Here is a 17,237-nt window from a genome sequence, read left to right on the forward strand (position 1 = left end):
GCCGATGAGAGTGTCAGGGTCTATCAAAACCTCAACACCCTCATCGGAGAGCTTGCCCTGGCTAAATCTGGTCAGTTATCTCCAGGAATCCCCTGCCTTTAGGCATGGGGAGGATGTCAATTAGAATGACTATGTATATAGAGGACTATGCGAGGAAAAAAATATAAATAAGGTAGAAACTAGAAACGATGGCTAAAACGAATTCCTATCTCATAGTAGAGCCGGCTGCTTTTATTAAAGGTGAAGTAACAGTACCTGGCGATAAAAGCATTAGTCACAGAGCTGTGATGCTTGCCTCTTTAGCTAGAGGCAGAAGTTCAATCCGTAATTTTCTTCCTTCTGAAGACTGCTTATGCACTCTAAGAGCCTTTGAGGCGATGGGTGTAAGTGTAGAAAAACAAGGGAAGACACATCTGACCATTGAGGGAAAATCTGGAGTCCTTTTTCCTCCTTTTGAAGCCATTGATTGTGGTAATTCTGGAACGATGATGAGACTGCTTGCTGGCATTCTCTCGGCTCAGCCTTTTTACTCTAAACTTATAGGAGACTACTCTCTTTCTAAGAGGCCTATGAGCAGGATCATAGATCCCCTCCGAATGATGGAAGCGAAAATTCGAGCCGATGGGCCTAAGGATACCCCGCCACTTATCATAGAACCATCCACTCTCAAAGGCATTGAGTATCGATTACCCATACCAAGTGCTCAGGTCAAATCTTGTATCTTACTTGCTGGCCTTTTTGCTTCAGGAATTACTCGGATTATTGAACCGGTAGCAAGTAGGGACCATACCGAAAGATTGCTTGAGCAATTCGGAGTGCGAACAATTAGGGAAAAAGGAGAGATTATTCTCCATGGAGGAATGAAATTAGAGGCTACCGACATAGAGGTGCCTGGAGATTTTTCATCAGCCGCTTTCTGGATTGGTGCTGCTGCGGCTATCCCTCATTCCGAGCTGAGAGTGCGCTCTATTGGGTTGAATCCAACCCGAACAGGATTATTGAATATTCTTCTTAGAATGGGAGCGCAAATTGAAGAATCTATAGAATCTTATTCGAAGGGAGAGCCTATAGGCAGCCTTTGGGTACGTGGCAATAAATTGAGGGCAACAGTTATTCAAGGAGAAGAGATTGTTGGGGTAATCGATGAAATTCCCATTTTAGCAGTGGTTGGAGCTTTGGCTGATGGAGTAACGGAAATTCGAAATGCTCAGGAATTAAGGGTTAAAGAATCAGACAGAATCAAAGCAATTGTTACCAATCTAAGAGCCTTTGGAGTCGAGGTAGAGGAGTTAGTAGATGGGATGAGGATTAAAGGGAAAAATACGGTGCAGGCAGCAAGAGTAGAAAGTTTTGGAGATCATCGGATTGCCATGGCTTTTTCCATTCTTGCCTTGAGAGCAAACAAGGCTTCCAGGATAGATGACGTTGACTGTATTGCTACTTCCTATCCAGGCTTTCAGGAAGATTTACGGGCCTTGACCCAATCTTCTACAGAAGGCTGGGTGGGAGAAACTAAAAAAATCAAAAAATTCGTTATGAGATCCCAACAATTCGCCAGAGCTACGGAGCTTGGAAAAAAAGAACTCCCTTATCCTGTCATTACTATTGACGGGACAACGGCTTCCGGTAAAAGCACGGTTGCCAAAGAAATAGCCAAGGTGCTGGGATTTACCTATTTTAACACGGGGGCCCTTTACCGTTCAGTAACCTGGAAAATTCTGGCTTTGGGATATGATGTTCATGACGAGGAGAAGGTCATCGAAGCTTGCCGAAGGGTAAACTTACGATGTGTTATTCGAAAAGAGGACTCCTTTTCCCAAGCTTCTATACTCGTAGATGACCAACAACCCGTAGAGAAAGAGCTTCGGAGCCCAGAAGTAAATGAAGCTGTTTCGATTGTTGCTTCTTATAGGAAAGTAAGAGAATGGCTATTGCCTTTTCAAAGAGAACTTGCTTTTAAGGAGCCATTGGTGGTGGAGGGCAGGGATATTGGTACGGTAGTTTTCCCTGAGAGCCCTTATAAGTTTTTCCTCGATGCTAATTTGGAAGAAAGAGAAAAGAGGAGAGAAGAACAAGGTGAAAGAGATAATGTGGCCCAAAGAGATAGGTTGGATATATCAAGAAGTTCCGCTCCATTACTCTGCCCTGTGGATGCGGTGAAATTAGATACTACAAAGCTTTCTGCTCAGAAAGTGGTTGAAAAGATTCTCGATATTCTCTGGAAAAAAGGATTAACTATTTCCAGAGTGAAAATGGATTGAGCGAGATCAAAAGGGTGTTTCATTAAAGAATTTTTTAAAAAACGAATTTAGGGCAAATCTGTGAAAAAAGGCTATGCTCTTGCCCGTCTTCTGACTTTAGGTTTTTTAAAACTTTTTTTTGATTTTAAAGTCTATGGACAGGAAAATATTCCTTCTTTTCCAGTATTGATTGTAGCAAATCATTGTAGCTATCTTGACCCACCCATTGTAGGCTGCGCGTTTCAAAAAGAAATTTATTTTGTTGCCAGGAAAACTTTATTTGACAGCTTCTTACTTGGGAAACTTATTGGCTATTTGAACACAATACCTCTTGATCGAGATAAACCTGAAGTTGGTTCATTTCGGCTCATTCTAGATCTTTTTGAAAAAGAAAAGTCGATCCTTATTTTTCCAGAAGGAACGAGGAGCCCTTCAGGAGCTTTGCAAAAAGCTGCTCCAGGGGTTGGATATATCGCCGCAAAAGCGAAAGTGGCTGTGTTGCCCATAAGGATATTTGGTTCTTTTGAGGCCTTTCCAAGGACAGCTAAAATTCCAAAGCCTCATCCGATCAGGGTAGTCATAGGTAAGCCTTATTGGCCTCTGCCTTGCCCTCCTGGACTTTCTAAGAAATTATACTACCAGAACGTCGCTGATGAAATGATGGAAAAAATAGCATCACTCCATTTCGATGTTAAAATGGATTCTGTGCAAAAGGATTTGCTTGTCTAAGGGAAATTTTACAATATTAGTAAAACTATACTTAGATGATTGAAAAAGAAAGGAAAGCTAACAGCAATAGGAAAAATACTATTTCTCTAGCCGAAGCGGATATTGGCTCTATCTTTTATGTTCATTCGATAGAGGGAAACGCCGTCGAATGTCATCGGCTTAGGGAGTTGGGATTTTGCGAAAAGGCAGAAGTTGTGAAGATTGCGCATGGAGCGATGACGGTTTGTTTGGTTTGTGGCTCGAAGGTAGGACTAAACAAGTTGTTAGCAAAAAGAATTTTTGTTACTTCTGCCAAAAAAGATTCGGCCATTTAATAGCAACAGCTTGTCTATTTTTTTGTTTTAAGTGAAGGAGTTTTTAAAGCGTTCTTTTTGTTTTATTAGCTCGTTATTATGGCATTGTTAAAAAAAGATGAGCGGGTTTTCAAATCAGAGGTAGCCAGTAAGCTTTTCACTTTTGCTCTTGTAGGCAATCCAAATAGTGGAAAAACCACTTTATTTAATGCCCTGACGGGCTTAAGGCAAAAGATTGCAAATTATCCGGGAGTCACCATTGAAAAAAAAGTGGGGATTTTTTACACTCTTTATGGAGAAAAATGCCAACTGATCGATCTGCCTGGAACTTATAGCCTCCTCCCTAATTCCCCTGACGAGAAAATCACGACTGAAGTGCTCTTAGGCTTGAGAGAAGACACTCCTAAACCTGACGGCATTATCTGTATTGTTGATGCTTCAAATTTGGAAAGGAGCTTGTATCTTGTTAGCCAAATTCTGGAATTGGACAGGCCTGTAGTAATCGTCCTCAATATGATCGATGAACTTGCGGCCAAAGGCTGGGAAGTGGACTGTCGGATCCTTTCCCAAAAGTTTAACTGTCCTGTGGTTCCCTGCCAGGCAAATAAAAAGAGTGGTGTAGTTCAGTTAAAAACGGTGTTGAGTAAAGAAATCGCTCGATCGAAACCTTTTGTTTTGAATTATCCAGATTTTATAGATGAAGAAATTACGGCTATTGAAAATCAGAGTGAAATTCAGGGAATAGGCCCAATTAGTAGAATAATGCTTCTTCTTCTTTTACTTTCTCCAGATCCTGAAACAACAGCGAAGTTGTTTCGTATGGATTTTCTCATTCAGCCAATACAACGGGCTCAGGAAAAAATCGGGAAATTAAAGCCTAACTGGAGGGATGCCGTGGTTAGGGAAAGATTTTTAACTTTGCAATATCTTGTGAAAGGCGCTGTCAAAAAAGGGGGGCATCTTTCTAGAGGCCTAAGTGATTTGATCGACCGTTATGTGGCACACCCCGTTTGGGGATGGTTGATCTTTTCTATGGCGATGGCATTGATGTTCCTAGCGGTTTTTGGGATGGGATCTTATCCAAAAGACTTAATAGATGAAGGAATGAGAGCTATTTCTGAAAAGTTTCAAGCGGTTTTCCCTCCTGGAGAGCTAAGGGATCTTATATGTCAGGGAATCATTGGAGGAGCTGGCAATGTAGTTGTCTTTTTGCCTCAGATCCTTGTGCTATTTTTTTTCATTGGCTTATTAGAAGATACAGGCTATATGGCTAGAGCGGCCTTTTTAATGGATAAACTCATGAATGCGGTAGGTCTTCATGGAAAATCTTTTTTACCTTTACTTAGCAGTCATGCCTGTGCGATTCCAGGGATCCTTGCTGCTAGGACAATAGACAATCCTAAAGATAGGCTTTTGACTATCCTCATAGCTCCTTTTGCTAGTTGTTCAGCTCGCCTTCCTGTTTATGTTCTTATGTGTGGCGTGCTCTTTTCTCAACATTCCCATCCAGTTTTATGGAGTTCCTTTACTATTTTCTTTCTATATATTTTGGGAATAGGTGGTGCTTTTTTCTTTGCCTGGCTCTTTAAAAAGACTCTTTTTAAAGGCAAACAATCCTTTCTACTTTTGGAATTGCCCCCCTATCGTCGTCCATCAATAAAGTCGATTGGCTTGCAAATGTATGAAAGAGCCTTAGCATTTCTCAAAAGGGCTGGAACGATCATTGTTTCGGTTTCTATTTTGTTGTGGTTTTTAACTTCTCATCCAAAATTGCCAGGAGAGTCTTCTTCTCAAGCACTTTCTCATAGCTTTGCTGGAAGAATAGGGCATTTTATTGAGCCGATCATTAAACCTCTAGGTTTTAATTGGAAAATCGGCGTGGGGCTCTTAAGTGCTCAGGCTGCCAGGGAAATGTTCGTCAGCACTATGGGGGTAATTTATACAGGAGAGGAAACCAAGGAGAATATTCTTCCTTTGGCTCAAGCTATGCGCAAGGATAAATGGCCAGATGGAAAAGAAGTGTTCAGTCCCTTATGCTGTTTTTCGTTGATGATCTATTTTGCTTTTTCTTTGCAATGTTTAAGTACTGTTGCTGTGGTGAGACGAGAAACCGGTTCATGGAAATGGGCGCTTTTTCAGTTTGCCTATATGACTTCCTTTGCTTATTTTTGTGCTTTCCTATTTTATCAAATTGGGTTATTATTAGGTTTTAGTTAATTAGATGAATTTAGGGAAATATTAAATGAAATGGCAGAGTATTATTAGTGGGATCCTTGTCTGCATGGCCTTGATTTATCTAATATGGATATACAGGAAAAAGGGCAGTGGTTCATGTGGCTGTGACAAATGTATAAAAGAAAAAAAGGTAGATCCATTCTCTTGAGATCGAGCCTAACCGTGACAGCTCTTGATTTTTTCTTTATTCCTAATTTTTTCTAATAAGAGGCATTTTTTTTTAAAGAGCATTGAAAAAAGGATAAGTTATAAAAGTGATAATAAGAGAGGATAAAAATGGTAGAAATGACTTTAGCGTCGATTCCTGATTTTGTAGAAGGAAGCATTGTCAAGGGAAGGGTTGTAGACAAAAATTCTAAGGAAGTGGTCGTAGACATTGGCTACAAGTCCGAAGGTATCATTCCCCTAAGTGAATTTGAAGAGCCTGAATCGATACAGGTTGGACAAGAAATAGAAGTTTTATTGGAGAGCTTGGAGAATGAAGAGGGGATGGTCGTTCTCTCTAGGCAAAAAGCAGCACAAAAACAGAATTGGGATAAAATCTTAAAAACATTTGAAGAAAATGGGACGATTACTGGAAAAGTCAAACAGGTTGTTAAGGGAGGATTAATGTTGAACATTGGAGTGGAGGCCTTTTTGCCTGCTTCTCAGATCGATGTGGTCCCTCCCAAAAATTTGAAGGAATATGAAGGAGCTACTCTGACCTGTAAAATCGTCAAAATTAGCGAAGAAAGGAAAAATGTCGTTTTATCAAGAAGGGAAATTGTAGAAGCAGAGAGAAATCAAAAAAGACTTCAATTTTTGGAAAAAGTCCATGTGGGGGATCTTGTTAAAGGGGTAGTCAAAAACGTTACGGATTTTGGAGCTTTTATCGATTTGGATGGCATTGATGGGCTTATTCATATTACGGATATGAGCTGGGGTCGAATCAATCACCCTTCTGAAATTCTTAAAGTGGGTCAAGAAATCGAAGTGGTTGTCATCGATGTGGATAGGGAAAAAGAAAGGGTTTCTCTTGGACTAAAACAGAAAACGCCAAATCCCTGGGAAAATATTGAGGAAAAATATCCTGTAGGCACAAAGGTAAAAGGAAAAGTAGTCAATCTTGCTCCTTATGGAGCGTTTATAGAACTTGAACCTGGAATCGAAGGATTGGTGCATATTTCAGAAATATCTTGGACGCAAAAGATAACAAAACCAAGTGAAGTTCTTTCTATGGGGCAGGAAGTAGAAGCGATCGTTCTTGATATCAACAAAGCAGAACAGAAGCTTTCTTTAAGTCTAAAGGCTTTGGAAGTAAATCCGTGGGAGAAAGCCTCTGAACTTTATCCTCCTGGTACTATCGTCAAAGGTAAAGTGAAGAACTTTTCAGCCTATGGTGCCTATGTTGAATTAGAAAATGCTTTAGATGGTTTCATTCATGTCAATGACTTGTCTTGGACACGAAAAATCAACCATCCTTCAGAAGTCCTTAAAAAAGGAGAAGAAATAGAGGCGAAGGTACTAGAGATTGATAAAACCAATCAGAAAATTCTTCTTGGAATCAAGCAGTTGACAGAAGATCCATGGAAAGAGATTGAAAAGAAATACAAAGTAGGAGAAATAGTTAGCGGAAAAGTGAGTAAAATTGCCAGTTTTGGTGCATTTATTCAACTTGCTGATGAGATCGATGGGCTAGTACATATCTCTCAGATAAGTGCGGATCGGGTGGCTAAAGTGAAAGACGTGCTGAAGGTTGGTCAGGAGGTGAGTGCTAGAATCATTAAAATTGATAAAGAGGAACGTCGCATTGGCCTTTCTATTAAAGCTCTTCATTATACACCCGAACAGCTTGAAAAAGAGAGAGAAAAGATGGAGTTTAGTAGGCCAGCAGAAGAGCTTGGATCATTAGAAGATGCATTCAGCAAAGCAGAAGAAGATTATCGGCCTGGAGAATCCAAAAAGAAAAGCTAACAGAGTTCTCGTAGGGCCTAAGTTGGTTAAAAATAGGCATACAAAGAAGGTTTCTTGGGCTTGTCTACACGCTTGCTACTAAACACCCTTATTCTTAAACAACTGGGTGTAAGACTTTTAGACAAGGCTAAGAAGAAGAGATCCACAACAGGATTTTCCTATTGATCTGAAAAGATCTGAAAAAAAACGCGCCGCATACAACCTCTTCCTTTAGGAAGAGGATACGGCGCATCATTCAGGTGTTCTCTGACTCTCGATAAACTGTTGGATAAAGGACAGATGGGCGCCGCCACATCTCCCGGCAAAATAACTTGAAGACCAGAGATGTCCACTCCATAGTTTTCGGCGAATTTGCGTATAGTTTTTCTTTTGGATCAGGCGGCTAGAGACGCCTTTCAGACTGTTCACTAGAGTGGAAATAGCCACTTTGGGTGGATAAGTCACCAAAAGGTGCGCGTGGTCATCCTGAGGGTCAAATTCCAACAATTCAGCTTCGAAAGCTTTACAAACCGAGGCCATAATCTCCTGCAGGTCTTCCAAAATCTCTTTCTTCCAAAATCTCTTTAGTGAAGACTCCGCGCCGATATTTAGTCGCAAAGACCAAATGTAGATGGAGATTATATACACAATGTCAACCTGTACGGGTCTCGTTTGACTTTATCATAGACCAAGTATTTCCTAAAAACATGGAAATTCTCCAGTCCTTTCGATTCCGCTTGGAACCGACAACGGACAATCCCAGTATCTCATCCGTTACCGGGGATGTGCGCGGTTGGTTTGGGACAAAGCGCTGGCCTTGCAAAAGGGGCGGCTGGAGCCCGGGTCCCCTTTGCTCTCGTATGAGGAGCTTGCCCGGCTCCTGACACAGTGGAGACACAGCGAGGACTACGGGTTTTTGGCTCAGGTGCCCGTTCACCCTTTGCAATGGACGCTCAAGTTTCTGGATCGGGCAATCCGGGCGGCGTTTGACAAGTCCAACCCGGCGCGGTTGCCGCCCTTCAAGAAAAAGAACCGGGACGAGGCAGGCCTGCGCTTTGCGGACCCCAAACAGATCAAACTCGACCTGTCGACCAAGGACGCAGATGGGCGGCGTGTCTTGCCGAAGGTTTTCCTTCGGACGGCACGTTTGTGGATGCGCCAGGGTGGTTCCGGCGGCATGAAAAGAAACTGGCTTGAGAAATGCGGAAGCTGTCGCGGAAGAAACGGCGATGCACGCCAGGCCAAGATGGCCTGGCCGGGTGCGGAACAGCTCCTGCGGCGGGCGGCCGTCGAGCTTCTATTAACCTGCAAGCGGAGCCGGCCGTCGCCGTCTCCCACGTCCTCCGTGGCATCAGAGCGGGTCGCCCGCCGAAGGGGAACGGCAGCCGCCGATGAGAACGCGCACGTCGTACCGCTTGTCTTCTCAAGCAAGCGGGAGCGAGCCTGTCTTCGGAGAAGAAGCGAGCAAGGAAGGCGTAAAAGAGCTCCCTTTGGAGGGGCAGCAGCCCGTAGTCGCAGCGGTGGACACGCACAGACAGCGGCTTCTTTTCGATGCGGCCGCTGAGGCATGCCTGCGAGAGCATGGTAGGACGCTTCGGGAATTCGTAGAGTCTGCCGCCAGCCCTCTTTGCCTTGCGGCGAACGATGCGGACGAACATCCCGGGTGGCTTGACCTTCACGCTCCGCCCGAAATTCTTCTTGTAACTTTGATATGAGATCTTCTCGGTCTTGATGATATTCCAGGTTGTAAGAATCTGATTCGCCAACTTACCGTGGCTTCTCTTGCGCTCGGCTGCAAGGCGTCGCTTAGTTTCTTTAAGCTGTACTTGAAGAAGTCGATACCGTAAGGAGGCGATCCACCTCTTAAGTGGCTTTCTTCACTGTCCGGTCCTCATTAAAATTGTCCGGGTTGGCTGCTCGGCGCGTCGTCCAAGCGCTCTCTGGACGGGCCTAAGCTTGCGCCAGGGCTGCTCGATCCTCGGGCAAAACTTTTCCAGGCAAGCTGCGGTCTCCCCGACGATTGCGACTGTAGAAGGCCAATATCGAGGCAGGCGTTCGCCTCATCGCGCGCCTGCCGGGTCTTCGCAGGCGGCGTCCCCTTCTGGACGAGCCTCAGCACCTACCAGCGATCCTGGTCCCGGATCGTCCATCGAATGACACGGTAGTATTTCGTCTCGGAGGAGAGTGCGGCGGCTTGCCAGCCGTCGCGGTCCCTGAGGATCGAACATGGCCGGGATCGAAAGGCCCTTCCACTCGATCTTGCCGACACGGAAGCGGATCCCTGCCGCGTTGCTTTTGCCTTCGATCGAGTGGAGGCTCGCGGTATCCCTTGAAGTGGGGGCCTGCCGCGTAGACCGAAGGCGTACTTCTGGACGGCACGAAAGGCGCGCTTGTCCACTGTCTGCGCTTCATGTGGACCGAGGCGATCGCAAGTCGCACAGCCGCGTCGGCAGACGATCGCCAACCGGTCGAGTGCCGATTGCTTGAAGTTGAAGCGGTCGATGATCACGTGGCTGAGCGCGGGCACGCTTCCCCGCATCCGGCTCGCGGCTTGCGCGCTGCCAGTCCCGGCTCTTGCGCATGAGAGCCAGTAGCCGGAGCGACTCTCCCAAGAGGGCATTGTAAATCTGCCTTGCCATTTCGAACCGAATAGAAAGCTTGCGCTCATCCGCTGGGGTCGTCCGCAGCGGCAGCTCGCAGACGAACGACGGCGCCTAGACTCGCTTCTTCTCAGACATTCTTTTGGGCCTTGTTGTTCGATTGGTACTTCACTCAGCCGTTAGAAGACACATGGATGCATAAATTCAACCCCTAACGGGAAAAATCCGAACCCGCCTTATCCCCCTGTCTGAAGCCAGGGGCTTGCGGCGGCCGTATCCGGTCAAGGAGATTAGAGAAAAAAAACATATTTAATCATCTTCATATTTTCCACTATGTTATGCCTAGGGGAAAAATAGTGTCACTTTTTAGAAATTTCTTCTCTATTGTTTTTTTAGTTAAATACTTTATCCTAAAAGAATAGAATCTATACTTCTTATTTTTAGAAGAAAAAGGATATATCATGACAGATCAAGGCACAACTTTATCTGGACAAAAGGAATGTCAAACGGGATTGACGGGGATTGTTCTATTTTATTTTTTTGCTCTTAGTTTAATTTCATTTTTGGGATGGGGCTCTTTAAATATTTTTCTTGAGGGGATGGGTAAACCCCTGGATGGCTTGTATGCATTGATCTGGCTTGTGGTTTTTTTCGTGGTTGCTGGATTTTTTTCTAGGCAGCTCCGTTGTTCCCTATCCGAAGAGATCGAAAGTTGATTTTTCAAAAAGGAGAAAATGTATGAGCGAGGCTCAACTAGAACCAAAGCAACAACAAGTGGCCCCTGAAAAAAAAATTCCTCCTCCAGTGGGAACGCTTTTTGTTTTGATCCTCTATCTTGCCATTCTTGTAGGGATGTGGCTTTTCATGTTTTTTGAAATGGTGCAAAGGAGGTAGCTCAGATGGAAAAACTAGAAAAAATTTATGTCTGGCTTTCCGTAGGGATTCTTTTGGCTTTCATATTAGCTCTTATTTATGCCTCGGTAATTTTGGCAGTCAGGGTTCCTACTGATGTTGGTCAGATTGTTCCAAATCCTGGAGAGTCTTTGGCTTCGGCAACTATGCGAACCCCACCATTTGATCAGCCAGGGGTTCAGGAAATGGCTCCTGGAAAATATAAAGTCGTGGTGCTAGGACAGGCTTGGATGTTTAATCCTCCTTCAATAGAGCTTCCTGTAGGAGCTGATGTTACCTTCTATGGGACTAGTTTAGATATCGATCATGGTTTTTTTATTCCTAATACAGATGTGAATATGATGCTTTTACCTGGACAGGTTTCTATCCTTAGGCACAGATTTGATAAAGCTGGAGTTTATCGAATTATTTGTCATGAGTACTGTGGTACCCTGCACCATCTCATGACTGGAACTATTACAGTAAAATAAAACAAGAAAGCAAAAATGAGCGCTATTGTTCAGGCCCAAACCGAAGTGGTCCAAGACCCAAAACATTTTGAACTTTCCCCTGCAAACCGTCGCTGGATCTTATGGTTTATTCTTTTTGGTTTCGCTGCGCTGGCCTTTGGAGTTTTTCAAGGTTTTGTCCAAGGATTGAATTATGCAGGGATTAGCCTTTTTTCGTTTTTGCCTGGAATGAAAACCTATTATGAAGGGTTGACAGCCCATGGGGTGCTTAATGCTTTTATATTCACTTTTGCAGAAGCCAATGGATGGCTTTCTTTGACTACAGCTAGAGCTTTAGGCAGAAATCTAAACTCAAGGTTACTTGCTTTGTCTTTTGTACTATTGGTGTTGGGAACAGTGTTTGCTGGAATTCCTATATTTCTTGGTAAGGCCAGTGTGCTTTATACTTTTTATCCGCCATTACGGGCACATTGGGCATTTTATTTTGGAATTGCGCTAGCCGTAGTTAGTACTTGGATTATTTCCGCTGCCCAACTATGGGCTCTAGCAGAATGGAGAAAAGAACATAAAGGGGAGAGGATTCCTCTCATGGCTTATGTTTCAATAATGACCTATATCATGTGGGATATTTCTTCTTTGGGCGCAGCAAGTGAGGATCTTTTCCTTTTGCTTCCTTGGTCTTTGAATCTTCTTCCAGGCTCTGATCCACTTTTGAGTCGAGTACTCTTTTGGTATACGGGCCACCAGATCGTCTACTATTGGCTACTTCCTGCTTATGTTTCATGGTACATCTTCATTCCCAGGATGGTTGGTGGTAAACTCTTCAGTGACTCTCTTGCTCGAATTGCCTTTATTATGTTTGTGGTCCTGGTACCCGTAGGATTCCACCATCAATATACTGATCCAGGAATAGGTAATTACTTTAAGATTGCCGTTCTTATTCTCACCTTTGGTATAGCTTTCCCTAGTCTTCTTACAGCATTTTCTATCATGTATGCCTTAGAAATTGGAGGCAGAGCCAATGGAGGCAAGGGGATACTTGGTTGGTTCTTAAAACTGCCATGGAGTAATCCTGCAGTGAGCGCTCAGGTGTTGGCCATGATCGCTTTTTTGCCTGGAGGAATAACTGGAATCATGAATGCTAGCTATAACATGAATCTTCTGGTCCATAATACGACTTTTGTTCCCGGTCATTTTCACCTTACCCTTGGATCGGCTGTTACCCTTTCTTACTTTGGAATCGCTTATTGGCTTATTCCTTATTTAACAGGGAGGAAGTTAGCTTTAGAAAGAGTCGCAAAATGGCAACCGTGGGTTTATTTTCTTGGTATATTGATTTTTGCTCGAGGAGAGATTTCTGGTGGAATACTGGGTATGCCAAGAAGAACTGCCTTAGCTGTTATCAATTATGAACCTTTACCGGGCTGGAAACTAGCCGGTGCGCTAACTGGAATCGGTGGAACCATTATGTTCATTGGCTGTGTGCTATTCTTTCTCGTTATTTTCTTTACTCTGATTCAAGGCAAAAAAATGGAAAGCACAGGGGATTTGCCCTTTACTGAAACCTATCTTGGGGCTGCCCCATCAGGTTGGCAACTGATACTCGATAAACTCTCTTATTGGGTTTTACTCTCTTTCATTTTAATTGCTTTGGTCTATGGTCCTTTTTTGCTTACACACCTGCCGCCAAAATTAAATTCTCCACCTTTTCAGGGATTCTAAAAAATGATCCTGCAATAGAGCTACTTAGTTTTTTGGCTAATCTTGTATTATTATCTGTTGTTGACATCTTCCTTCCTGTATCAATGTTGGTGATTTTTACTGTGTTAAAGCTGAGCCATCTAATCACCTTTGCATTGCGCTAAAATGGATCCTATAGATCACAATAAACACAGTTGCTCATTTTCAGAGGCAGAACAGGGAAAAAAATTGTTACCCTCTTTTTAACTATTTATTTTTTCAAACCAAATAACCTTTTCCATCCATAGAATTTTTTTTTTAAATATCAGAATATTTAGACTAAAAAAGAATGAAACGGCTCCTGTGCTTATAGAATCAAGAATCCTGACCAATAGAATTGTAACAGAAATGTAACGTGCAAGGAACTATTGATTTTGTTAAAAAAAGGAAGCGGGGGATACGCTTTACAATAAAAAAAATAGATGGGAATAAGAAAGTCTGGAATTTGCTTTTTATAATAGGAGAGTAGTAATAATTTTAGCTATCAGTTAAAAATGAGGAAGTAAAATGAATCCTTTTTTTTATACTTGTAAGACAAATCACAATCTCTGGCGAACTTTCTTCTGGAAGCTGTGTCTAAGTATTTTAGCTTTTTGTCTTCTTGATTTTTCACTTTATGGACAAGAAATACCTGTTGTGGACACTAATCCGCCAGTTACAACTCAGGAAAATCAGACGGAAGAAAATGCTATAAAGGATGCTTCATCAGCAAGCTTAACTAACAGAGCCTCTACTGGTTCTGCAGATACTCAGTCTAGAGCCGAAGGAGACACTGAGAACACTTCTTCTCAACAGGATACGGCTTCTCAAGCTCCATCCCAGAAAGAAGGAAATGAAATAAAAAATCCAAAAGAGATAAGTAAGGAAGAAGTCCTGGGTCCAAAAACTGGAATTTATTTCGGTATTTTTGGAGGTGCTGCCTTTCCAATGAGTAATGGAATTAGTGCTCTGAATTCTCCACCCTTGTTTTCTGCTGGTGGCAAAACACATGGGGATACTGCTGGGGTAGGAGGAGTTCAAGTTGGTTATAACTTTTCTTCCTATAAGCTAGATTCTCATGGCGATTATTGGCTTCAACCGGCTGCTCAATTTGAAGCTTATTATATAGGTCAAGAAAATATTTCTTCTACTTTAGTAGGAGGAGTCGCAGGCACCACTATGACTAACATTCCGTATGGATTTACTTCTCAATTAAATATGGGCATCTTTGTTTTTGATGGCGTGATTCGATTTGTGAATCCCACTAAAATTGTTCCCTATATAGGAGGAGGTATTGGCGGGGCTTATCTCGCTTCTTCAGGAACTAATTTTATTGCTCCGGGTGGGATAAATTATCTTTCCGGTCATAGCTACTCTCAGGGAGCCTTTGTAGGGCAAGGACTTGCTGGAGTACAATACAATTTTACCGATCATTGGACTGCTTTTATTGAATATAAAATTCTTTGGATAAAAGAAACTGAATTTTCTTATCAAATGTTCAATGGGAATACCATGTTAATAAAATATCCTCAGTCTTTCAACATGGCCCTTGGAGGAATCCGATATAATTTTTGATAAAGAGTAAAAAGATTTTTAGCTGATCTTGAATTGCTACAACGCCAATCATTACTTTAGCGTTCCATGGCTGGAGTAAAGTAGAAGCTTCTTCGTTGGATCCTTCCTTTAAATTCAGCTTATACATCCTGAACTACAATTTTTCTTTTGGCTATGCTTTTAATGCATAGGGAGATAGGCAGCTTTTTGTCGTAGTCGGAAAAATTCGCTTCTCAGAACCCATGCGGTCATAGAGGTTTTTCAATAGAAAAGGAACTGCACACTTATTTGCATCCCTTTTCGACTATAAGGAAAATTTAGCTTTATTTTATGGCTCTTAAAAAGCAATTCTTTTGAATTGGAAAAGTAAATAGTGTGTGGAGAAAATACTATTCCTTATATTCCAGTAATTTTCATGGAGAGAAAGTCTATAGGGAAAGAAAATGGAAAAATGATCAATAGAAACAACTAGTAGCGTTTTATTGTAGTTTATTTTGTATAAAAAGTATGAGCCCGAAAAAATCAATTAAAAGCACTCCTTTTGATAGCCCTCGATCCTTGTTTAATTCTTCTACAAGTTCAGAATTTTCTAAGGCAAAAGATCTTCTCGTAATTGACATCGGAGGGCATAATGTCAAAGTCTATTGTTCAGAAGTAAATGACGTGAAAAAAATACCTTCAGGGAAGGATTTTACGCCTAAAAAACTTATCGAAGCAGTCCAGCGAGATGTTTTGAATAAAAAATATTCTAAGATTGCAATCGGGTTTCCAGGGCCAGTTAAAGAAAACAAGCCAATAGAAGAGCCAAAACATTTGGGGTTAGGTTGGAAGAATTATGATTTTACAGCTGCTTTTGGGTTACCTTGCAAAGTAATTAATGATGCGGCCTTGCAGGCATTGGGAAGTTATTGGGGAGGAGCTATGCTATTTTTAGGTCTTGGGACAGGACTTGGATCAGCCCTTATTATTAAGGGTACACTACAGCCTCTTGAACTTCAAGCTTGTCCCTATCGCAAAGGCAAAACGGTAGAGGATTATGTGAGTACGGAAGGATTAAAAGAATTAGGTCATAGAAAATGGAATCGGCATGTTCTTCAAGTGATTGAGCTTTTTCGATATATGCTCCAAGTCGATTATGTAGTCGTAGGAGGAGGAAATTCAAAATTTCTTAATGATTTACCTTCAAATACATTTTTGGGAAGCAATCAATTTGCATTTTTAGGAGGAATTAGGCTTTGGGAAGGTATTCCTAAGGAATTTTGTTCAAACATGTTTTTTTCCTCCTAATCACCATGTGTACTGATGCATTTTATAAAATCTTCTAAGGAATAGCCCATGTTTGGTGAAAATCGCCTGATTTTGGGGGTGCTCCAGAGGAGAGGGAGTCATTTTTGCCGAAACATAGTTATTAATTATTCATAATGTATAACATTATGAATAATTATTATGAATAAATCTTTTAAAGTAACTAAATAGATCAACGTTGTAGGATAATGTCTCTTTATGTTTCTGCGTATCGTTCCAATCCGGCGGCTCAAGCGGGAAAGTGGACCAGTACGTTTGACTGGTGGAGAGCTACTACGATCGAGGGAAAATCTAGAGAGCCGGTCTATAGCGACTCTTCTAGTGCAAGGAGCTTTTGGCTCCTCATGTGGACAGGCTTGTGGAGCTTTTAACGGGGGAGCCGCGCGCAAAGACGACGGAAAGCTCTAAGCCAGAATTGGCGGCGGTTTGGGGTCCGCGACTGTTAGCCAAGGCTTTGTGGGAGGAGTTGGGGTTTCCTTTAGCTTTTGGGAGGAGCTGCTCTAGAGGCGGCAAGCTCTTTCCCTAGGCAAGGAGAGCTTTTGTTCTTGTAGCCCATCGGTTGATTTGCTCGGGAAGCGAACATGCCCTCTTCCCAGTGGTTAGAGACTGACTATGTCCCGGATCGGTTAGGGGGGAGCGGACTAAAGCTGGTGTGGAAGCAAAACGGTCGGGTACAGGTAGACCACCGCTTCCTTTGGCCCTGGTATCGGACGCTGGATGAGCTTGATTCAAAGGAAGGGGGGAGATTGAAGAGGGCCTTTTTGCTTGGGCCTAAAGATCTTTTTTTCCTTGAAGCCCAAGATGGTCTTCTACGATTTGAGCTCTTCCTACTTCGAAGGAGAGGGTCCGGAGGAGTCTGCAGGATTTGGAAACAGTCCAGACGGTAATGGAGGATTTAGAGAGAAGCGCTTTGGGCTAGCGCCGGCTGGTCTGTGCTCGGGGACCTGAGGATGGTCAGTAGGGCCAACCTGGGCTTTCTTTGGAGCCAGGGCCATGGGTTTTTGGTGGGACTTTAGGCGGCGGAGGAGCTCGGAGGTCCTAGAGTACCTCGGCCCGAGCACAAGCTCTTCTCTTGGCAGCCCATCTCTTTCGGAAAGTAAAGACCGAGGCATGCCCGAGGTTCTGGGAGGACTTCCCGAGGCAGCGGATCTTTGTAGTCGAGAGTGCCCTAGCGGCTGGCCTACGAGCAAGCGATGCGAGAGGCTGCTGTGGCTAAGATTCGGGAAAAAGCTCTCAGAAGCTCGCGGAGCGGGTAGAAAACGCAAGAGC

At 43.0% G+C, this 17,237-nt stretch carries 13 protein-coding genes and 1 pseudogene; 13 read left to right on the forward strand and 1 reads right to left on the reverse strand.

What is annotated here, in order from left to right:
• Positions 1-188: 188 nt before the first annotated feature.
• The 5 genes from aroA (at position 189) to A7Q09_RS06415 (ending at position 7,450) form a co-directional block, all read left to right on the forward strand.
• Positions 189-2,261, forward strand: a complete 2,073-nt coding sequence (gene aroA / locus A7Q09_RS06395) for a 3-phosphoshikimate 1-carboxyvinyltransferase (protein ID WP_134390445.1) — start codon at positions 189-191, stop codon at positions 2,259-2,261.
• 60 nt (positions 2,262-2,321) lie between these two features.
• Positions 2,322-2,969, forward strand: coding sequence for a lysophospholipid acyltransferase family protein (locus A7Q09_RS06400; protein ID WP_134390446.1), 648 nt, complete (start codon positions 2,322-2,324; stop codon positions 2,967-2,969).
• Positions 2,970-3,004: 35 nt separating this feature from the next.
• The gene (locus A7Q09_RS06405; protein WP_134390447.1) at positions 3,005-3,283 is read left to right on the forward strand and encodes a FeoA family protein; all 279 of its coding nucleotides are present in this window, start codon (positions 3,005-3,007) and stop codon (positions 3,281-3,283) included.
• A gap of 78 nt (positions 3,284-3,361) precedes the next feature.
• Positions 3,362-5,479, forward strand: a complete 2,118-nt coding sequence (gene feoB, locus A7Q09_RS06410; protein ID WP_134390448.1) for a ferrous iron transport protein B — start codon at positions 3,362-3,364, stop codon at positions 5,477-5,479.
• A gap of 294 nt (positions 5,480-5,773) precedes the next feature.
• Positions 5,774-7,450: a 30S ribosomal protein S1 gene (locus tag A7Q09_RS06415; protein WP_134390449.1), complete on the forward strand. Its 1,677-nt coding sequence runs from the start codon at positions 5,774-5,776 to the stop codon at positions 7,448-7,450.
• Between the two features lie 231 nt (positions 7,451-7,681).
• Here A7Q09_RS06415 and tnpA read toward each other — a convergent pair.
• Positions 7,682-8,054: pseudogene (tnpA, locus tag A7Q09_RS06420) on the reverse strand (IS200/IS605 family transposase).
• A 144-nt stretch (positions 8,055-8,198) separates the two neighbouring features.
• Here tnpA and A7Q09_RS11470 point away from each other — a divergent pair.
• The 8 genes from A7Q09_RS11470 to A7Q09_RS06460 all read left to right on the forward strand — a co-directional run bounded on the left by A7Q09_RS11470 (position 8,199) and on the right by A7Q09_RS06460 (position 16,376).
• Positions 8,199-8,993 (forward strand): hypothetical protein, encoded by a 795-nt coding sequence (locus tag A7Q09_RS11470; protein WP_394346623.1) that lies wholly within the window; start codon positions 8,199-8,201, stop codon positions 8,991-8,993.
• 1,497 nt (positions 8,994-10,490) lie between these two features.
• Positions 10,491-10,745, forward strand: a complete 255-nt coding sequence (locus A7Q09_RS06435; protein ID WP_134390450.1) for a hypothetical protein — start codon at positions 10,491-10,493, stop codon at positions 10,743-10,745.
• Positions 10,746-10,767: 22 nt separating this feature from the next.
• A complete protein-coding gene (locus A7Q09_RS10505; protein ID WP_166791943.1) occupies positions 10,768-10,923 on the forward strand; it encodes a hypothetical protein in 156 nt (51 codons plus the stop codon).
• 5 nt (positions 10,924-10,928) lie between these two features.
• A complete protein-coding gene (locus A7Q09_RS06440; protein ID WP_134390451.1) occupies positions 10,929-11,411 on the forward strand; it encodes a cytochrome c oxidase subunit II in 483 nt (160 codons plus the stop codon).
• 15 nt (positions 11,412-11,426) lie between these two features.
• Positions 11,427-13,112, forward strand: a complete 1,686-nt coding sequence (locus tag A7Q09_RS06445; RefSeq protein WP_134390452.1) for a cbb3-type cytochrome c oxidase subunit I — start codon at positions 11,427-11,429, stop codon at positions 13,110-13,112.
• Between the two features lie 525 nt (positions 13,113-13,637).
• On the forward strand, positions 13,638-14,684 hold the full coding sequence (locus A7Q09_RS06450) for an outer membrane protein (RefSeq protein ID WP_134390453.1): 1,047 nt from the start codon (positions 13,638-13,640) through the stop codon (positions 14,682-14,684).
• Positions 14,685-15,170: 486 nt separating this feature from the next.
• Complete coding sequence (locus A7Q09_RS06455) at positions 15,171-15,950, forward strand: ROK family protein (RefSeq protein WP_134390454.1); 780 nt, start codon at positions 15,171-15,173, stop codon at positions 15,948-15,950.
• Positions 15,951-16,166: 216 nt separating this feature from the next.
• Positions 16,167-16,376 (forward strand): hypothetical protein, encoded by a 210-nt coding sequence (locus A7Q09_RS06460; protein WP_134390455.1) that lies wholly within the window; start codon positions 16,167-16,169, stop codon positions 16,374-16,376.
• Positions 16,377-17,237 lie beyond the last annotated feature (861 nt).

Source organism: Methylacidiphilum sp. Yel, assembly GCF_004421185.1.
GTDB lineage: Bacteria > Verrucomicrobiota > Verrucomicrobiia > Methylacidiphilales > Methylacidiphilaceae > Methylacidiphilum.

What these genes read in the sequence shown, in the direction of transcription:
- A7Q09_RS06460 (WP_134390455.1), top strand. Translation starts at nt 16,167, where the DNA reads ATGTTTCTGCGTATCGTTCCAATCCGGCGGCTCAAGCGGGAAAGTGGA.
- A7Q09_RS06450 (WP_134390453.1), top strand. Translation starts at nt 13,638, where the DNA reads ATGAATCCTTTTTTTTATACTTGTAAGACAAATCACAATCTCTGGCGA.
- A7Q09_RS06455 (WP_134390454.1), top strand. Translation starts at nt 15,171, where the DNA reads ATGAGCCCGAAAAAATCAATTAAAAGCACTCCTTTTGATAGCCCTCGA.
- A7Q09_RS06405 (WP_134390447.1), top strand. Translation starts at nt 3,005, where the DNA reads ATGATTGAAAAAGAAAGGAAAGCTAACAGCAATAGGAAAAATACTATT.
- A7Q09_RS06435 (WP_134390450.1), top strand. Translation starts at nt 10,491, where the DNA reads ATGACAGATCAAGGCACAACTTTATCTGGACAAAAGGAATGTCAAACG.
- A7Q09_RS06440 (WP_134390451.1), top strand. Translation starts at nt 10,929, where the DNA reads ATGGAAAAACTAGAAAAAATTTATGTCTGGCTTTCCGTAGGGATTCTT.
- A7Q09_RS06445 (WP_134390452.1), top strand. Translation starts at nt 11,427, where the DNA reads ATGAGCGCTATTGTTCAGGCCCAAACCGAAGTGGTCCAAGACCCAAAA.
- aroA (WP_134390445.1), top strand. Translation starts at nt 189, where the DNA reads ATGGCTAAAACGAATTCCTATCTCATAGTAGAGCCGGCTGCTTTTATT.
- A7Q09_RS06415 (WP_134390449.1), top strand. Translation starts at nt 5,774, where the DNA reads ATGGTAGAAATGACTTTAGCGTCGATTCCTGATTTTGTAGAAGGAAGC.
- feoB (WP_134390448.1), top strand. Translation starts at nt 3,362, where the DNA reads ATGGCATTGTTAAAAAAAGATGAGCGGGTTTTCAAATCAGAGGTAGCC.
- A7Q09_RS10505 (WP_166791943.1), top strand. Translation starts at nt 10,768, where the DNA reads ATGAGCGAGGCTCAACTAGAACCAAAGCAACAACAAGTGGCCCCTGAA.